Origin of the sequence: Paenibacillus rhizoplanae (assembly GCF_042684125.1) — a bacterium.
Classification (GTDB): domain Bacteria; phylum Bacillota; class Bacilli; order Paenibacillales; family Paenibacillaceae; genus Paenibacillus_AQ; species Paenibacillus_AQ rhizoplanae.
Genome location: NZ_JBHUKY010000019.1, coordinates 75061 through 93794 on the forward strand (window position 1 = coordinate 75061; position 18734 = coordinate 93794).

An 18734-nucleotide genomic window follows, 5' to 3' on the forward strand; every position below is an offset into this window, starting at 1 on the left:
TTCAGGCAATCAAAATAACAAGATAGGGGCTGACACATTGAACTTGAAGTCGAAAAGAAAGCTGTTGTCTGTTACGGCAGGTCTGGTACTCCTCACGAATTCGATCGCGGTACATCCTGCAGAGGCGGCCACGGGTAATTCATTAACCGGGCTGCCGGCTGCTCCGGCATGGGGACATTTCGTAGATACTTATAAGAATAACACACCTGTGAATACGGCGGTGTATTCCAACCCCTCGATCGGTGTTCTCTCCGGCTTCCTGGATCTTTGGACACCGGGCGCCACCTGGGATACCGGAACGAAGCTGAACAACGATGTGCTGGATTACAACATTCAATATGTGGCGGATCTGTCTAAGACCCGTACTCCGGCAGAGGAGGAGGCCGCGTATTACGATGACCGGCGGAATCAGACCTATGGTGCGGTTGACGGTCTTGGTCCGTTGTCTGAGGTGTACCGTACGATGTCAGGAACCTACACGACCATTAACAGCATTCCAGATGATACGACTACGGTGAAATACAATGACGGCAATGATACCAATAAGGGCGGCGATTCCAATTCCAGCTTGGGCAAAATGGTGGACCTGATCGGAATTATCCGCGGCAATTATGCTTCAACGAGTCAGGCCAAGAACTTCTACAGCTACATGCGTCCGTTCCGCTGGAAGGATACCTCAGTCATCGTACCTTCTCTGCTCTCTGCAAGAAGCAAAACTCCCGCCACAGACGGCGGATTCCCGAGCGGACATACCAACGCTTCCTATCTGGCAGCCCTGGCTCTGGCGTATTCCGTACCTGAGCGCTTCCAGGAGCTGATGACCCGGGCCTCGGAGATGGGCAACAACCGTGTCGTCGCCGGGATGCACTCACCGCTGGATGTTATGGGCGGACGGGTAACAGCGATGGCCTTCGCAGCAGGTGCGCTGACAGACCCGGATAATGCGGCATTGAAGCAGGCGGCCTACACTCAGGCTCATGAAGTGCTGCTTACACAGACGGGTACCGCAGAAGACCGGTTCACGGATTATGCGAAGAATAAGGCCCAGTATATCCAGCGGCTGACCTACGGCTTCCCGCAGATTCACTCCACGACTGAGCCTGCTGTTGCTCCTAAGGGAGCAGAGGTCTTGCTGGAGACCCGCCTGCCTTACCTGAGTGCGGATCAGCGTAGAGCAGTTCTCGTAACAACGGCACTCCCTTCCGGTTATCCACTGCTGGATGATCCCGAAGGCTGGGGACGATTGAACCTGTTCGCCGCTGCCGACGGGTACGGTGCATTCGCTGAGCATGTAACGGTAGCGATGGACGCTGCGAAGGGCGGCTTCCACGCCGCAGACCGCTGGCGCAATGATATCTCCGGGACGGGCGGACTGACCAAGGAGGGTACAGGCACGCTTAAGCTGGCGGGCAGCAACACGTATTCCGGCGGTACAGAGGTGAACGCAGGTGTCCTGGAAGGAGACTCGGCAACAGCCTTCGGCAAAGGGAATGTGACGAATACCGGCGGTTCTGTAGTTGAGAACGTCTACGGTAAAATAGTGATCGAAGGCAGCTTCACCCAGGCCTCCGCAGGTACGCTTGTACTGGGCCTTACCGGAGCAAACGATATCCTTGAGGTTAAGGGTGCGGTGAAGGCTGACGGGAAGCTGAAGGTGAACTTCGGGAACAGCTACGTTCCAGGCAGCGGCCTGATTCCGCTCCTTACGCATGGCGTCAGTCAGCGCAGCGGGCAGTTTACTTCCGTGCAGGTTGAAGGATTGCCAAGCAAATACAACGCCCAGGTCATGTACCTGAGCGATCAGATCGCGCTTAGTATTACAGATACGACAAGCGGAGGAACTGGCGGCGGTAATCCGGGCGGAACGCCGGGTACTCCGGCTGGAAATACCGGCACGTTACCAGGGACTACCGGCACCACTCCAGGGAATGGCAGCACTACTTCTGCTGAACCGGAAAAACAGCCACAGAGCGGCGTTAATCCTTTCCAATCCGGAGTGGTCAGCAGAGAAGCGGTATACAAGACCGTGACTGAAGCCATTGCAGCCACGAAGAATCAGAGCATCAGCTTCAAGGATACCGCAGGACACTGGGGCAGCAGCACCATCGCTACAGCTGTGAAGCTGCAGATCATCAGCGGCTATGCGGACGGCTCCTTCCGTCCGGATGCACCGGTGACCAGAGCTGAATTCGCAGCGATGATCGCCCGTTCCTTCGGGATAGGCACTACATCGGCGGCTTCTAAATTTGGGGATACTGCCTCTAATTGGGCGGCTGGCTATATCGGTGCCTTGGCCGATAAAGGCATCGTAACCGGCTATGCAGACGGCAGCTTCAAGCCGGGAGCGACCATTACCCGCGCTGAGATGGTCACGATTATCGGCCGTGTGCTTGATCTCGGCGTGCTCCAGACTGGCACTCCGGCGAGCTTCAAGGATGTCAGCAGCAGCTACTGGGCAGCTAACGCCATCCGCCAGGCCACTTCTGCTAACCTGGTGAAGGGCATCTCTGCTTCAGCGTTCGCTCCAAAGAGTCAGGCTACCCGCGCCGAAGCGGTGGCCGTGATTATCCGCGCGCTGGAGAGCGACAGCTCGGTTAAGTCTTTGATTGCGGGCTTGTAAGCTGCAAGTAAGTGACAGGAGTAAGTAAGTCTTATGAATAGGATGCAGGAAGTACAAGCCGCTGGCTTGTGCTTTTTGCTATGGTTACGGCCACTTAGCCACTTTGGGTGTCGTTTCGCGTTCAATCGTCACAATGTGGGCATATTTGACAAATTCAATCTACAAGTGTAATGTATAGAACAGAGTTTGTATTTACACTTGTAGATTGAATGCTGCCGCCACGGAATGGAGCTGTTATGATGAGTACAACCCCGAAGATTTCAGAAGCTGAATGGGAAATTATGAAGATTATCTGGGAGCATCATCCGCTCACCTCGGAACAAATCACCCGGCTCCTGCCTGCATCTGTGGAATGGAGCGAGCAGACGGTGCGCACCTTCGTCACCCGGCTGCTTAAGAAGAAGGCGATAGCGTATGAGAAATCCGGCCGGAGCTATCTCTATTATCCGCTGGTGTCAGAGAATGAATGTGTCCGGGCCGAGAGCCGCTCCTTCCTGAAGCGCGTTTTTGGCGGAGCTACCCAGTTAATGGTGACCAGCTTCCTGGAGGATGTCGAGCTGTCCAAGCAGGAGATTGAACAGCTCGAACAGCTGCTGAGGGAGAAGAAGTCGCAGGGCACCAGCGGCAACTCAGGTAAGCAGGAATGAATATGGTCTACGGATGGTTTGCCGGTATCGCAGAACAGACATTGGCGGCAAGCATAGTGATTCTGGCCGTGTTGTTCATTCAATATGTTCTGCGGAGATTCATCAACGCCCGGGTGCGTTACCTCCTGTGGCTGCTTGTTATCGCCCGGCTGTTATTGCCTGCTGTACCGGACAGCCCTGTCAGCATGTTGCATATTCTCGGCAATAGTAAGCATTTGTTAACAACTATCCTGGACAAGGGGCCGGACACCGGAGCTTCTAAGGGTGATTATCAGGAGCTTGCGCCCGGAGAGGGAGATCAGGTTACATATCCGGCTAATAACACCGTTCGGGATACACAAGGGCAGACAGACACAGCCTGGCAGAAGGATGGAGCGGCAGCCGTTAACCGCAGCTCTGCGCAAGCCGTAGACTATCCGCTCTGGTTGAAGATAGGCACAGGGATCTGGCTGCTGGGCGTCATGCTTATGCTGCTGAATGGACTCCTGTACATAAGGCGGATGCACCGCGAACGCAGACGGCTTAGACGGGTGAATGCCCCGGAGATTCTTAAGGTGGTTCTTGCCACCAGACGCCAGTTTGGAATAAGGAGAGCGATACCTATCTATACCGGAGGTTCCGCTAACAACCCATATCTGTCAGGACTCCTGCGTCCATGGATCTTTGTCCCGGAGCAAGCTCTGCGGGAACTGGATGCTTCCCGGCTGCGGCACATCCTCGCGCATGAGCTTGCCCACTGCAAGCGGAGGGATATGCTGTGGAACCTGCTAGGGAGCCTAGCCGCAACGATACATTGGTTCAATCCCCTGATGTGGCTGGCGATCCGGCGGATGAAGATCGATAGGGAGGTTGCGTGCGACGCCTATGTGCTGGAGGTATTGGGAGAAGAGGAGGCAATTGATTACGGGCTTACTCTGGTAGAGTTCCTGAAGCGCTTCTCACGAGTCCGGGAGAGGAGGGGGCATCTCTATTTCTCTAACCCGCAGCAGCGGCAACAGATTAGAAGAAGAATCAGTATGATTCAATCTTTCAAAAAAGGCTCCTACCGCATCTCCGCAGCAGCTGTAATTCTGGTCGCTCTGCTCAGCATCGTGATGCTTACAGGTGTCTCTGGGGAACCCGGTGACTCTGCTGTCACGGAACCTGTGGCCAATTCCGCTGGTACTCATGCAGAAGGCGTTGCTGCGGGGGAACGCGTAGAAACGCCAACGGATCAAGGAGAGACACTGATGCCGTTAACGAGCATAGGTGCACAACAGACGGAGTATGTGACCCGGCATAATCTTCTGGTGCCGATGAATGTGGAGATTAAGCAAGACGGTTACCAGGTCAACATCACAGGCTTCATGGCAGACAAGAATCAATTGATTCTCTTCTATACTGCGAGAGTGGACGGCGGTAGGTCACTATTCTCTGACGGTCCTCATTTCGTAGAATGCATCATTACGGATGGTATTACCGGCAAGGTGATTAACGGCCGGACCCACGCGCTGGTCAGCAGCAGCAGCCCGGAGCAGCATATTAAAGATGCGATAGCCAGACTTCCGTTCAGTACTCCTTTGACGGACCCGCCTTCAAAGATTAAGGTAGAGTTCCATTTACGCACACTGGGAGCCAACGATTCCAACATTCAGGAGTCTCCGGCACTTCAGACCACCTTCGATGTGAGGGCAAATTACTGGAAGCAGGAGTCGCATACCATCACATCGCAAGAAACGCTTAACGTAGCGGGACACAAGATCAAAGTGAAATTACAATTGACACCCTTAACAACCATAGCCACTTTTTATTCAGATGAACCTTTGTTTAAGAATAAGGAATTTATGAAATCATTCCATGAGAAGTACGGTTCTCTATTCCTGTGGTGGAGCAAGACTGGAACGGGAGACTATAGGCAGCAGCCAGGCACTTCATCAATTACGTTTACAGACTATGAAATGAAGATGGTTACAGAAAGCTATTATTTGTTGGATGAGCTGCAATCTCTGCGGCTGGATTTCATGAAGAGTCCGGCGAAACCTACTGGAATGAAGGATCTTAAGCATACATACCAGATGATCTTTGATGTCCCCGGACAGGATCAGAGCTGATCCGGATGAAACAACCAACTTGTATTGAAGGAGAGTGTAGTAATGAATAGCATAAAGCGGGATACAATGGAGATTAAACATACGGCACAGACGCATCCAGGACAGGAACAAAAGCAATGGTCAGCGCCAAATAAACGGCGTTCCTCCAGGAACCGGCTATCTACCGCCATCGTCGCAGTCATGACAACCGCAGCGCTGGTGCTTAGCCCTTTTGCCGTGACAGGTCAAGCGTTTGCCACCTCAGCTGCAGCGGCGAATAAGTCAGCAGCGCTTGCCCCCTTTGTGAATCTGAAGATTCAGGGGTATCGACAGGTTGAGTACGCCATCAAACACAATCTGGTGCAGCCGCTGAACACAGTCGTCAAAAAAGACGGATATCAGCTGACGGTGAACGGCCTCATCGCAGACAAATATGAGCTGATCATCCTTTTTACAGCCCAAGCCGACAGTAAGAGAGCATTCGTGTTCATGCCGCCAAAGGGTCATAGTCTCCAATTGTCCGATGCGATTACAGGCAAGGTCATCAGTGGCAAGAAATTCAATGATGCTCTAGTCATAGGCGCAAGTCCGGCAAAGAAAGATCATATTCTATATGGAATTGCTAAAATCCGGTTAAGCAGTCCATTGACCACGCCTCCCAAAAAAGTAGCTGCTGAGTTTCAGCTAGGCACCTTAACCGCCATTGAGCTGAATCAGTTAAAGGCGCTGGATGCCGAAATGCTCGCTGCCGCCGAAAAGGCCCATGCGGACAACCTGGACCAGACCTCATCGTTCAGCTACAGTCCTGAACTGCTGAAGAAGTATGATGCAATCAAGTCCAACGTGAAGTATAGCCCTGTGCTGAAGGTGGTCTTTGATATCAACCCCAAGGTCTGGAAGCAGGAGACCCGGACACTGACGCCGGAGGAAACGATTGATGTGGCAGGGCATAAGATTAAAGTGAAGCTGGAATTGACACCGTTCACGACTGTAACCACACTATCCTCAGACGAAGCTTTGTTTAAAAACAGAGAGTTTATGGAGACCTTCTATATGGAATATTACCCATCGCTATTGGTCAAGAACGGAACCGGTGATTATAAATCGCAAGAAGGAGCTTCTACCTATACCTATGCAGACCATGAGATGAAAATCGTCTCAGAGAGCTACTTCTTCTTGAATAAGCCGCAGTCGCTTCGCCTGGATTTCACCACTATGAAGGAGAGTAAGATTACACAGCAGTTAGTTGTTGATTTGTCTAACCAATAATTGCAGGCTATTCGTAGTGTCTTAGGGCCATCCGTGAAGGATGGCTCTTCTTTTGGCGTTACAGGGTGTGCGGGGAATGTCTCTTAAGCAGGGCATGTTATGGGCAGGGATGTGATAAAATACAGGGACATGACAAGATCAGACCGATGGAGGAACTATGTTAATTCAACTGATATGCGTAGGCAAATTGAAGGAAAAGTATCTGACGCTTGGCATCGCGGAATATGCTAAGCGGTTAACGCCCTACATCAAGTTCCAGATGATCGAGGTGGCGGATGAGAAGGCCCCTGATAACCTCAGCGACGCAGAGGTTATTCAGGTGAAGGTGCGCGAGGGCGAGCGTATCCTCGCGCAGATTAAGAGCGAGGCGCATGTCATTGCGCTCGCGATTGACGGCAAGCTCTGGAGCTCCGAGGAGCTTGCCGCCGAGATCGACCGGCTCGGCACCTACGGGACGAGCCATGTCGTCTTCGTCATCGGAGGCAGCCACGGCCTCTCCGATGACGTCATGCGCCGCGCCCAGCAGCGCATGAGCTTCGGCCGCATGACCCTACCCCACCAGCTCATGCGGCTGGTGCTGGTGGAACAGATTTACCGGGCGGTGAAGATAAATCGGGGGGAACCGTATCATAAGTAGGGGGAAGTTTGATGATCTGTAGAATTACACTGGTATATATAGTAAAATTAAAACATGCTTCTAACTGTAATAATATAGGTAGTTTATTTGGGGGAAATGAAAAATGTTAAAATGGAAACCTAAGTATAATCAGGAGGATTTTGATTTTTTATGGGAAAATTGCATATTTGTTTTTGATACTAATATGCTACTAAACTTTCATAGATATAGTAATTCGACTAATAAGGATTTCTTCAATGTACTGACAAGAGTTAAGGATAGATTGTGGATACCCCATCAAGTGTTACTAGAATATATGTATAATCAAGAATCAGTTCAGATAGGCCTTAAAAATTCGTATAGCAAAATTGATTCCGCATTTAAAAAAATATTCAATCCGGCATTAGAAGAAGCAAAAAAAGAATTAAAACAATATAAAAATCATCCATTTATAGAGACCTCAGAGATTGTTTTCAAGCTTGAAGGAGTATTATCTGATTTTTATCAAATTTTACAAAATACAGAGGAAATTCATGAGATTGAAGTTGAACAAAGAGGTAAACTAGAGAATAGTATACTAGACTTATTTATTAATGTAGGAAAAGCTTTCACGGAAGAGGAGCTTAAGAGGGTAATTCAATCAGGACAAGAGAGATATAAAATATTACGCCCACCGGGTTATGAAGATCGTCATAAAAAAGACGAGGAATGGAAGCAGTATGATAATTTAATTGTGCCCGATAAATATGGAGATCTAGTTGCTTGGAAACAAATTATTCTACATGCCAAGGTAATTAAGCAGCCAGTAGTGTTTATAACTGATGATCAAAAGCAAGATTGGTGGAGGATTCTTAAGGGTAGGACGCTAGGCCCTCGGGTAGAATTAATTGATGAATTTTCTTTAGAAGTTGAACTTGATGCTTCAACTCCGTTGCCATTTTATATTTACACAGGGGATATGTTCCTACTTCAGGCCGCTAGAAGATTTTTAAATAAGGAAGTAATTAACTCTGTTGAAGAAGCTAGGGAAGTTAGATTAAACAAGGATGAAAACAATTATGCCCAATTAACAGATGACCAAGAAAAGCATATAGCTTATTTAATAGAAATTGCAAAAGGGAAAAACTCTGATTTGAGTAAGATCGCAAAGGAAAAGTTTGATGAATATTTATATTTATTTTCTGGTGATATTGGAAATGGATATTTATTGATAGATTTATATAGAGACTTGAATTCCCTAATTGATTGGTTGGAAATGAAATTGAAAGAAGAAAATTAAAACGAAAGTATTAAGAGCCACCCTTTCTAGGTGGCTCTTTGCTTAGAATAGCTTTGAAACTTGCCGCTTCAGCCATCGCGCTGAACCGTATCATAAGTAGGGGCAAGTTTTTTGAAAAAACTCGCAGGAGCCTGTATTTATAGCATATCGACGGTAGGGGCAGGGTAGGTCACGCTCCGGTCGGAACGGTGCGTAAAAAGGCTTTTGAGAGTTTATTTGAGCTAGAATATAATGATGTATCTAAATGAAGCCTTGCCATATTAGGATGAAGCTTCTTGCGCGGTTTTGGCTAAAGGTCTGAGGTATTAATAGTTGTTGTATTTGGATGTTAATTAGAATCCGAAGTTTATTAAATTAGGTGAATATTTCTCTTATATTAGCACTTCTATTTCTTAGATTTTCCAGTTAAAATCATCCTATAATTTACTTTAACTAGTGAAGAACTGAATTTTTGATTATCAATACTGGTTGGACAGAATTAATTACATCATTGTTTTAATGCTTAATTTAATACGCCCTAAGTAGCCCTAAGTAATTTCTGCAAAAATAACCATGAAGGAGGTCTCCTAATGCTCACAGTAGATTCTTTAATCAGAAAAGGATATTTTCCAGAGGAACTCTCACCTATATTTTCTACAGAGACTTTGGCAGATACACTTAATACTATTATTCCAAATATAAGTAACTTTCCTGATAAACCAGCAAGTGCCACTAAGCACTCAATACCTAGGGTTAAGCACCTTCGAAGAATGTTGAGCATTCCTAATCCATTACTTCAGATTAAGCTATGCAACACTATTGAAGATAACTGGAATACTATTGATGGATTCTTGTCTAATACGAAAATGACTCTTACAAAACCAGTTATTTTGCAAGATTCAAAAAGAGCTGTCTCACGATTACGTCATTATTCGTATATTCCGGTTCAACAGGCATTAGATTCGACGAGTGTAAGGTATGTGTTGCGAACAGACATTTCTCGTTTTTACCCAACCATATATACCCATAGTATTCCGTGGGCTTTGCATACAAAAGAAGTAGCAAAAATCAACAGAAAAGATGCCTTATATGGAAACTTACTGGACAAACGTGTTAGAAACTCTATGGATGGTCAAACTTTAGGCATTCCGGTGGGACCAGATACATCACTAATCATTGCAGAAATTATTGCAACTTCAATGGATGTGAAGTTAAGAAGTAGACTGGGCGATATTAAAGGGTTTAGATATATGGATGATTACTATCTTTACTTTAGCACTAAACCCGAGGCTGAATTTGCTTTAAGTACTCTCCATAGCATTATGAAAGATTTTGAACTTGAATTGAACCCTAATAAAACTTTTATAGAAGAACTTCCCGTATCATTGGAACAGAAATGGGTTTCGGAATTAAGGAATTATAATATTAGGGAAACAGTTAAAGGCCAACATACAGACCTTATTGGATATTTTAGCCTCGCATTTGATTACTCAAAAAAGTATCCTAATGATCGTGTTTTGAAATATGCCTTATCAAGAATTAAAAATATAGAGATAAAAAATGAAAATTGGTCTTTGTACGAAAGCTTAATTTTAAATTCCGTGATTGCAGAGCCCAGTGTAATATCCATTGCTGCATTAATCTTTTATAAACAAAAAGACGAAGGTCAGATAATAAATACATCTCTTATTTCAGACACAATTACAGAAATAATCATGAATAGTGTGAAGTTTAATTATGACAATGAGGTTGCTTGGAGTCTCTGGATGAGCAAATTGCTTAATACCGAAGTTAAGGAGAGCGCCGCAATAGAAATTTCAAAATCTGATGATAATGTAGTTGCTTTAGCTGCACTGGATTTGCTCAATAGTAACTTGATACCAAGAGGTTTAGATAATAGAAAGTGGAAATCTATAATGAAGAGTAGTGAATTATATACCGACAACTGGCTTTTAGCTTATGAAGCTAATGTTAAAGGATGGCTACCCTCAGCAAGTGGACGAGATTATGTTTCGAGCGATGGATTTTTCGGAATGCTGAAAGCAAACAGTGTTGAGTTTTACAGAGGCGTTACCCCGTTGATACCTGCTCCTTTAATTGCTGAAGAAACAAGAGATGCAGAAGATACTACTGACAATGTTGGGAACGATACACTTGATCAAGATGAAACAATAGACTATTAGTATAACTAAGAACCTTTATCAGAAAAACAAAAGAGATCCATAATTATAGATTAAGTAAAAATCAATTAGGGAGGCCAGAAAATGGATCTCCCTTAATTTGCTTTTGAAAATAAATTAAATAAACAATATACAACGAACCCTGGAGGGAGAGGAAGAGGCAATGCCAACAATGGCAAACTCATCAATACCAGCTCCGAGAGAATGGAATGAATTTGAGGATATAGTCGCTAGTTGCTTACGGATACGCTGGGGAAATAAAAATTTGAGTAGAATTGGAAGAAAGGGACAAGTTCAACATGGTGTTGATATTTATGGCAATGATGATCTAGGAAGAAAGGCAGGCGTGCAGTGCAAACTAATAGAAGGTAAATTAAACTTAAAAGTTGTAGTCTCAGAGGTTTTAAAAGCTGAAAACTTTGTTCCTTATTTAGACATATACTACATAGCAACAACAGCATCTCGCGATGCCAAATTCCAGAGAGACATACGTATGCTATCTGAGCAACGAAAAATAGAACATAAATTCCCTATACAAATGCTGTTTTGGGAAGATCTTATTCAAGATCTAGCAACTGATTCTATGGAATTAAATAAGCATTACCCGGAATTGAATTTAAGAACTAGCAATGAAAAAAATAAAAGAAGACCAATTCAAGTAAATAATAAAATTTTCAAACTTTTTTTAATTTTTAGTTTATTAATATTGTTATATATTTGGCAATCCGTTCTTATAAGAGATGTATTAAATTCCAGCAGTATTATCTTACTTGAGAATTTAGTGGGTTTAATTTTATACTCTATTCTATTTGGTTTTACAGTTATAGTACTAAGGATTAGCGATTCTAAATTTAATGAAGAAATAAAAGAGAGTCACCAGCCCAAAATATATGAATCAAAAGAAAAGACACCCATATCAACTAAAGTATTTGACGATGACTTTTTATATAATGGGAAGTGGAGAGTTTTGCGTGAAGTACGCATTCTGAACACTACTGGCTATGATATAAAAAATATTGTAGGTAAGGTAATATTCTATGATAAACATTATAAAGTAGGTGAAATCAGCTTCATCGAGGATGATATTCCATCACGAAAAGGTATAAGAATTGATAAACTTGTTGAGCATAAAAAGGAAGAAAACTGGAATGAGTTCCATACTGAGATCATCTCCATGGAGTCGAGTAAAGGGACAGAAAAAGATATAAAGATTTATGGGACAGGCTAATGTTTATGCCGTCCAGTTGGAGTTCAAAGGGCATTAACAAGGGCCTATTTTGGATTCGTTTAAGAAAGCGTCTCATACAGGTAACCGTTATTCTTTTGTCTGTATGTTATTCGTCCTATGCTATAGGTAGCTTTATCATTATGGTTATCAAGTTAGTAGTATGCTGGTATAGCTTAGCTACTTTTTATATTTAAGTATATTTGAATATTTTAAGAGGTGAATTATTGATCGTTGTTAAAAATTGTCCCTTTAGTTACGAAGCTGGAGACGTAGTAATTCAAATCTAGCATAATAACCTCATAAAATTCTGTGACCGGATAAGTGAAAGCACGCTAAAATTAAGCGAAATTAAGAAAGGAAGAACACTAAAGCATGTAATTTAAAGATAGACCATCCTTTTTAAGCAGAATTATTCAAAAACTTGCCGATAAAGACAGCGCGGTGACCTTATCATAAATGACGGCGAAAACTTCTGTGGAATAGTGCTAAGAAAGATGTTGGACAGAGTGATATAAAAGAATAATTGAGACGATGAGAGAGTACTTATAAGGGGGATCCCATGTCGATCTCAGATAAGACTAGAAAGATACTATGGGGTAGATCAGGCAATAGATGTTCCATATGCAAGCTAGAACTAATTATTAATGAGACTGAAAAAGATAATTCGTCAATTATCGGTGAGGAATGCCATATTATTTCTGGTCAAAAGAATGGGCCTAGACACGATCAAAACCGTCCTAAAGATGTAATAGATACTTATGATAATTTTATTCTGTTATGTCGCATTCATCACAAGATGATTGATGACCAACCTGAGACATTTACCGAAGACATTATTAAACAAATTAAAGTCAACCATGAGCTTTGGGTATCTAAAAGCCTTGACCAGCAAGAAGATAAACCTCCGAGAATTAAAAGGCTAAAGGAAAATATTCCTGAAAAATTACCTAGGATTACAAGCGGAAAAGAAATCATTAATATTTTGGATAGAGCAATGGGGTATGAATTTGATCATGATGAACCAAAAAATGAAAATGAAGTTGAATTGATTTCAGGGTTCCTACAATACCTACATGATTTTGGAGATTTACTAAGCGATTTTGAATCGGGTGAAAGAGTTAGATACGGTTTTGAAATAACTAAAATGATAAAGGAATTATTAGATCATGAATACTACGTTTTCGGTGCACGTGAAGTCAGGGTGTTAGAGGGGGGAAAGGGGGCTCCATCAAGCTTTCCTATAGCGATTGTTTATTTGAGACACAAAGATAACCTACTGATGATGAATTAAAAAGCATAACCCATTTTAGTGAAACTATATTTCCGAAATTACTTGAGCTATTCACTGGGCTTGATGTTCTCCCTAGCTGATATACCTTCTAACCAATTGATTTAAGAAGTTGTTATTTATCACCTTTTCTCCAAAAAAGTAAATTGAAAATGAAAAATAAAATGACACAGGGGGTTTAAAATGGCTATGCCAACAAAAGCCCAGATTTTTAAACATTGGATGGAATGGTTGGACAAGAGGGGATTTGACTGGGGGGAGCCATGTTGTTGGGCATGTAAACGATATTTTGATGCTAAATATGATTTGAACAAGCCCAGTGCTACACGTGAAGATATAATAAATAACTGGGATAGGGTACCTCTTCAACGTTGCCACATAATTGCCCGTCAGTTCGATGGAGAGGATATCCCAGATAATCTATTTCTGATGTGTAAGAACTGTCATGACCGTGCTCCGAACACGAAGTCTCGCGAGGCATTTTTGGATTGGGTAGAAAAGCAAGATTACACATCCTTGGTTCAAGAAGATATCATGAGAGAATTAAGAACTTTTGAACTCGTAGATCGCGTAGATGATGTAAATGAGATGCTGGCAGATAAGGAGCTAATAAAACGGTTTTTTAGTAATTCTGGTTTTCATATGAATCAGGCTAGAGGCGGGTTGGAGATTACTCTGTCTAGTATATTTTCTCAAATTGCTCATGAACTAAAAAGAGGAAATAATAATTGAGTCCGGATGAGAACCGTACCATAAGTAGGGGCAAGTTTTTTGCGGGTACATTTCAGAGCTATTAAACAGGATAATACAGTTAATAAATGAAACTTTCTGGCGATAAATGAGCAAGGGAGGTCAATAAGATTATCGAAAAATACGGAAGTGACAGAGAGCGGTTTCTAATGGATTTAATGAATTTGATGGTGCCGGTAAAGGGGGGGACCCTTGAATTACGCGATTATATTAACACAAATAAATGGTTTAGCTCTGACTACAGGTTATCAGATCCTGGAAGTAATAAAAAAGCTATTACATGGACTGAAACGATCGAACCTTTCCATGTAATGAAGTATCCGGTAACCCAGCAGTTGTATCATTTTGTCATGTATGAAGAAGAAGTAGAACCGAATGTGAATAATCTGCCAATTACGGAAGTTTCGTGGATGGATTCGCTTGTCTTTTGTAATGAATTGTCCAGAATGCTTGGAAGGACGGAATGCTACATATTCACAAATGAAAGTGAGAACACGATATATAACAAGACAGCAAATGGCTTTCGATTACTGTCAGACGCTGAATGGCAATATGCGTGCAAAGCGGGAACTACGGGATACCGATATGCAAGAATTGATCAAATTGCATGGTATCAAGAAAACTCCAATGGCTCCGTTCATCAAGTAGGACAACTGCTTCCTAATCCATGGGGACTTTTTGATATGATTGGGAACGTTTGGGAATGGTGCTGGGATCTATATGATACTGAACGATATGGGAACTATAGAGTCTTCCGGGGAGGTAGCTGGGCTGAAGTTGAGAACAACTGTGGTTCTACCAGTAGAAGGAAAAGCATGCCCGATCTCAAGATAGATGATCTTGGTTTTAGAATAGCACTTACAAAACCTTGAGAACGTGACATCAAGCATGCCGAAATTGACTTAAATTCATCATGAATACCATTCTGCAAGGATGATCCTCAACTTGCCGTTACAGACAGCGCGGAGAACCATACCATAAGTGATGGCGAAAATCAATTTATAGAAATCGGAAGTCACTTCTGATATTTCGCGGCCATTGGCCGAGGTGGACCGCGTGCACATGTGCGGCTGCAGGCGACCCGGTCCCTCATTCCTAATTATCTGGCCAGTCAGAATTCTGATTGGCTTTTCCGTTTTACCAAGCCACAACTCCACGCTCATCAAAAAAGCCACCAGTCGGACCATCACTAATTATTGTGGCAAGCTCCACTACAATGGAAGCTGCTTGTTCGACTGAACGATAGCCACTGTTACCATTTAAATCGGTAGCTGTAAATCCAGGGCAAACGGAGTTGATTTTAATAGGAGAATCGCTTAATTCTTTAGCAAAGGAAACGGTTAAGGCATTTACAGCCGTTTTAGAACTATTGTAGGCGAGCGAATTCGCATTATAAAATTCCGACGTTGAGTCTGAATTCAAGGTTAAGGAACCTAATGCGCTGGAAAGATTAACGATTCTTCCGGCAGAAGAATTTCTGAGCAATGGAAGCATTGCTTTAGTGACAGAAAATACACCGAAAACGTTTGTCTCATAAGTACTCTTGAGAACAGACAATTCCAGTTCACTTGGAGGGGTGTTTTCTTCGAAAAACACACCTGCATTATTAATCAAGATATCAAGCAATCCATACTCTTGCTCAATCCATTCTACTGCGGAGAGAACGGAGCTGGGGTTCGTGACATCAAGAACCACTGTTTTAGCTTTAATTTTCTCCTTTTCCAATAACGTTACGGCCTCATGTCCTTTATTTTCGCTTCTTGCTCCTATTAAAATCTCATACCCCATATTTCCCAATTGTCTTGCTGTCTCAAAACCGATACCTTTGTTTCCACCTGTAATTAATACGATCTTAGATTTATTCATAAAAGTGCCTCCCTACATTCTTGTTTTAATACGGCTGCGTTTACCGCATGAGTTAAGAATATCAAGGAGACGAATAAATATCTTTGCCTACAAGCTCATTCTATTTGTTTATTTAGCTCATTTTTAAGCCCCTATAGTCATCCTTCTTCAACCTTAGCTGCCGTCTAAACTCTGACGGTGGAAGTCCGAATCTTTCCTTGAATACTTTGGAAAAGTGAGCGATATTTTCGAATCCGGTCGAAAAACAGATATCCGTAACAGATAACGCTGTTTCCGCTAACAGTTCCTTGGCTTTATCCAGCCTTCGATTGCGAACCCATTTGAGCGGGGAGGTGTTGTATATTGCTTGAAAATCCCTTTTGAACGCCGCCAGGCTTCTGCCAGACAAATAGGCCAGGTCGTTAAGGGAAACAGGATTCATGAAGTTCTCCTCCATGATCTTTGTGATGCTGCCTCTGTCCTTGCTTATGGGTTGCATCATTTGATGCAACAAACGATCATTCGAATCTGCTATGTGAAACAGCAATTCCATCAGTTTGACACGAACCAGTCCTTCTTTGACTTCGTCAGGGTGCTCGAAATAGGGTTTTAACGACTCGATATAGCTTCCAATGCGGTCATTGATCGGAAAGACTGTTATCGGAACAACATCATTCACGAGACAAATCGGTTTTAAACCGGCGAATTTGAGGAATTCATCTACTATCTTCTCGTTCAGGAAAAACATCATATAGTCGAGGATGTAATCGGAATCGGGTTCACCCGCTTTCTCGTACTCGACTCCCATTGATTTATGAATAAACATCATTTCGTTGCTCCGCATCGTATATTCTTGATCACTGAAGCGTACTGTATAGACACCCGACTTGACGATTAGCAGAAGATGATCCTGCAAAAAAAAGGTTCCTTTTATGCCTTGCGTGTAAAAGCAGATTTCGATAACGGACATCCCACCCAGCTTCAAGCTCCCTTTTTTATTAGGAAACTTTACCAGTTCATTAGGCACCTTGACCATTTTGCTTGATCTCATAGTCATGGACGTCCCGCCCTACTTGTACCTGCGATTGCTCTAGTTTCCATTTCTTAATCATCCTTTCGGTTATGCCAGTCTGCGCTTACCTGTAGAATAATTAGAAGCCGTTTTGACGTTAACGTTTCAACACTTATCCTTTTAGTATAACTGGAACCCAGCGAGAATACTTTGCTGAAAAGCTCAAACGACTTGTTCATTTAGCTCCAAACGAGCAAGTTTTCCTGGATACTGTTTTCGACTATGAAGATGACCGGGGTTTACTGCGAAAAACTGAATCGTGACTGTTAAGTGATAATAAAGTACTTGTCCACACTTTGGACAGGCCTGTCACAGGAGGCGCTTGGGGAGATAGGCGGGTTTCATTTTTCATACATAGAGCAGATTGAACGTGGGGAGAAGGTGAATATCATTCAGTTGTTTGCTTACCAGGGTGAGGAGTTCATGGTTACCGCAGCAGAGCGTGACTATTTATAGTATAAACAACAGTGGCGGCCTTCCAGGCCGCCCCTTTGTTTTCGCCGATAAACCCGTTACGCTAAAGGGATCAAGGCTGCATAACCTTCACCATCTGCGCTTCGAATTCCGCGTAAGTGATTTTACCCAAAGCCAAATCCATGCTAAGAAGGTAGATCTGTTCTGTTTTTGAATAGTCGTGCTCCACTTTCAGCGAAAGCGCCTCCCCCGGGAGGGCCTCCAATACATGACACTTGTTCGAAAAAGCTTCGAAATAGCGGTAGCCGAATTTGCGTTGCGAAACCGCGTCTATATGAATGCCATCAGGATTCGCGGTCAACTCTGCCGCCGTTACAAAATAACAATTTTGCTGTTCGTTAGCGAAGCGCTGCAATTGTTCATTGACCTGTCTATACTCTGTCGCTTGCTGCCCAAAACCAGTCTTACCAAGGAAATCACCAAGTCCGCCAATGATCATCGGCACCTCATCAAGATTCAATTCGTTTCTTAGGGTCTCGATGATAAGGGTTAATTTCTCGTAATACGTTTCATGCAGCGATTGATAGCTGTCGCTCTCACCCTGGTGCCACAGAATCCCGCAGATTTGACTGGACCGCAAGGCGAAGCGGGCTTCGGACAAAGCATGCTGAAAAAGGATGCCCTCCGGATGCCAATCATTCAAAGAACTGCCACCTTCTGCACAAGGAATCAAACCAATTTCTTCATCAGAATTGGCTATCGACCAGGCATTGGCGAAAGACGCCGCCAGGCTTACACCGGAAACCGGACGGTCATAATTAATCGGCTCTGTCATCATCTGCCACTGTCCATTACGCAGCATTTTTATTTTTTCATTATATATAGGGTCGACTTCATGCAAGAATCCACGGCCTGCCATATTAGATTGACCCAACATTAAAAATGATTTTATCATTTAATCTTCATTCCTTTACATAACTAATATAGACTAATTGAGTCATTATATAGTCTGATTAGACTAAAATCAATTAATGATCATTATGCCTGGAATTAGAGATAAACCAAGAAGATTTCTTTACTATCGCGGAAGCGATGCATGCGGTCATCCAATAAAGCTGAGAATTCCGTTGAAGGAAATTCAAAGGATTCTGCAGAGTGATGAGTCCAGGATCGCACTTGCTGTGTTCCAAGAAAAGATGTATGAACTATCCAGCGAAATGACGGCATTGTCTGTCATTCACAATGTACTGCAAAACTTGGTAGATCAACTCAAGCTCCATACCGAAGTGAAGCTGAACCCGGGAGTCTGGATGGATAAAACTCTGCTACAGATCGTTGAAGCCCTTCCTTTATCCAAAAGTAATCTCAAGGAGGACCTATCCATGAACGATTTGATCAAGGCAGATCAACATTTATCCACGCTTAAGGATGTACGGATTGTTCACCTTTCAAAGTTGAACCGGTAAATGATACAAGGC

General features: G+C 43.6%; 16 protein-coding genes. 13 read left to right on the forward strand and 3 right to left on the reverse strand.

The window, feature by feature from the left end; genetic code table 11:
* Positions 1-37: 37 nt before the first annotated feature.
* From ACFSX3_RS07990 to ACFSX3_RS08040, 11 genes are all read left to right on the forward strand, one after another.
* Positions 38-2620 carry an S-layer homology domain-containing protein gene (locus tag ACFSX3_RS07990; protein ID WP_379254258.1) on the forward strand — a complete coding sequence of 861 codons (2583 nt, stop codon included), beginning with the start codon at positions 38-40 and terminating at the stop codon, positions 2618-2620.
* A 239-nt stretch (positions 2621-2859) separates the two neighbouring features.
* On the forward strand, positions 2860-3267 hold the full coding sequence (locus tag ACFSX3_RS07995; protein WP_209987532.1) for a BlaI/MecI/CopY family transcriptional regulator: 408 nt from the start codon (positions 2860-2862) through the stop codon (positions 3265-3267).
* A gap of 2 nt (positions 3268-3269) precedes the next feature.
* Positions 3270-5357 carry a M56 family metallopeptidase gene (locus tag ACFSX3_RS08000; protein ID WP_209987302.1) on the forward strand — a complete coding sequence of 696 codons (2088 nt, stop codon included), beginning with the start codon at positions 3270-3272 and terminating at the stop codon, positions 5355-5357.
* 42 nt (positions 5358-5399) lie between these two features.
* Positions 5400-6605: a DUF4179 domain-containing protein gene (locus ACFSX3_RS08005; RefSeq protein WP_209987300.1), complete on the forward strand. Its 1206-nt coding sequence runs from the start codon at positions 5400-5402 to the stop codon at positions 6603-6605.
* Positions 6606-6762: 157 nt separating this feature from the next.
* Positions 6763-7242: a 23S rRNA (pseudouridine(1915)-N(3))-methyltransferase RlmH gene (rlmH, locus tag ACFSX3_RS08010; RefSeq protein WP_209987297.1), complete on the forward strand. Its 480-nt coding sequence runs from the start codon at positions 6763-6765 to the stop codon at positions 7240-7242.
* Positions 7243-7345: 103 nt separating this feature from the next.
* Entirely contained in the window at positions 7346-8500 is a 1155-nt protein-coding gene (locus ACFSX3_RS08015) for a PIN-like domain-containing protein (RefSeq protein WP_209987294.1), read from the forward strand.
* Positions 8501-9069: 569 nt separating this feature from the next.
* On the forward strand, positions 9070-10662 hold the full coding sequence (locus ACFSX3_RS08020; RefSeq protein ID WP_209987291.1) for an RNA-directed DNA polymerase: 1593 nt from the start codon (positions 9070-9072) through the stop codon (positions 10660-10662).
* 160 nt (positions 10663-10822) lie between these two features.
* Entirely contained in the window at positions 10823-11887 is a 1065-nt protein-coding gene (locus ACFSX3_RS08025; protein WP_379254276.1) for a hypothetical protein, read from the forward strand.
* Positions 11888-12446: 559 nt separating this feature from the next.
* Positions 12447-13178, forward strand: coding sequence for an HNH endonuclease (locus ACFSX3_RS08030; RefSeq protein WP_209987287.1), 732 nt, complete (start codon positions 12447-12449; stop codon positions 13176-13178).
* 180 nt (positions 13179-13358) lie between these two features.
* Positions 13359-13907 carry an HNH endonuclease gene (locus ACFSX3_RS08035; RefSeq protein ID WP_209987284.1) on the forward strand — a complete coding sequence of 183 codons (549 nt, stop codon included), beginning with the start codon at positions 13359-13361 and terminating at the stop codon, positions 13905-13907.
* 167 nt (positions 13908-14074) lie between these two features.
* Positions 14075-14797 carry a formylglycine-generating enzyme family protein gene (locus ACFSX3_RS08040; RefSeq protein ID WP_209987280.1) on the forward strand — a complete coding sequence of 241 codons (723 nt, stop codon included), beginning with the start codon at positions 14075-14077 and terminating at the stop codon, positions 14795-14797.
* Between the two features lie 265 nt (positions 14798-15062).
* Here ACFSX3_RS08040 and ACFSX3_RS08045 read toward each other — a convergent pair whose 3' ends face one another.
* Positions 15063-15791 (reverse strand): SDR family oxidoreductase, encoded by a 729-nt coding sequence (locus ACFSX3_RS08045; protein WP_209987277.1) that lies wholly within the window; start codon positions 15789-15791, stop codon positions 15063-15065.
* A gap of 112 nt (positions 15792-15903) precedes the next feature.
* A complete protein-coding gene (locus ACFSX3_RS08050; protein WP_209987273.1) occupies positions 15904-16827 on the reverse strand; it encodes a helix-turn-helix domain-containing protein in 924 nt (307 codons plus the stop codon).
* A gap of 300 nt (positions 16828-17127) precedes the next feature.
* Here ACFSX3_RS08050 and ACFSX3_RS08055 point away from each other — a divergent pair, with 300 nt between their 5' ends.
* A complete protein-coding gene (locus tag ACFSX3_RS08055) occupies positions 17128-17298 on the forward strand; it encodes a hypothetical protein (protein WP_209987557.1) in 171 nt (56 codons plus the stop codon).
* 70 nt (positions 17299-17368) lie between these two features.
* Here the strand turns inward: ACFSX3_RS08055 and ACFSX3_RS08060 are convergent, their stop codons facing one another.
* The gene (locus ACFSX3_RS08060) at positions 17369-18211 is read right to left on the reverse strand and encodes a sialate O-acetylesterase (protein ID WP_209987272.1); all 843 of its coding nucleotides are present in this window, start codon (positions 18209-18211) and stop codon (positions 17369-17371) included.
* Positions 18212-18383: 172 nt separating this feature from the next.
* On the opposite strand from ACFSX3_RS08060, the gene ACFSX3_RS08065 reads away from it, so the two are divergent.
* The gene (locus tag ACFSX3_RS08065; RefSeq protein ID WP_209987270.1) at positions 18384-18722 is read left to right on the forward strand and encodes a hypothetical protein; all 339 of its coding nucleotides are present in this window, start codon (positions 18384-18386) and stop codon (positions 18720-18722) included.
* Positions 18723-18734: the final 12 nt, after the last annotated feature.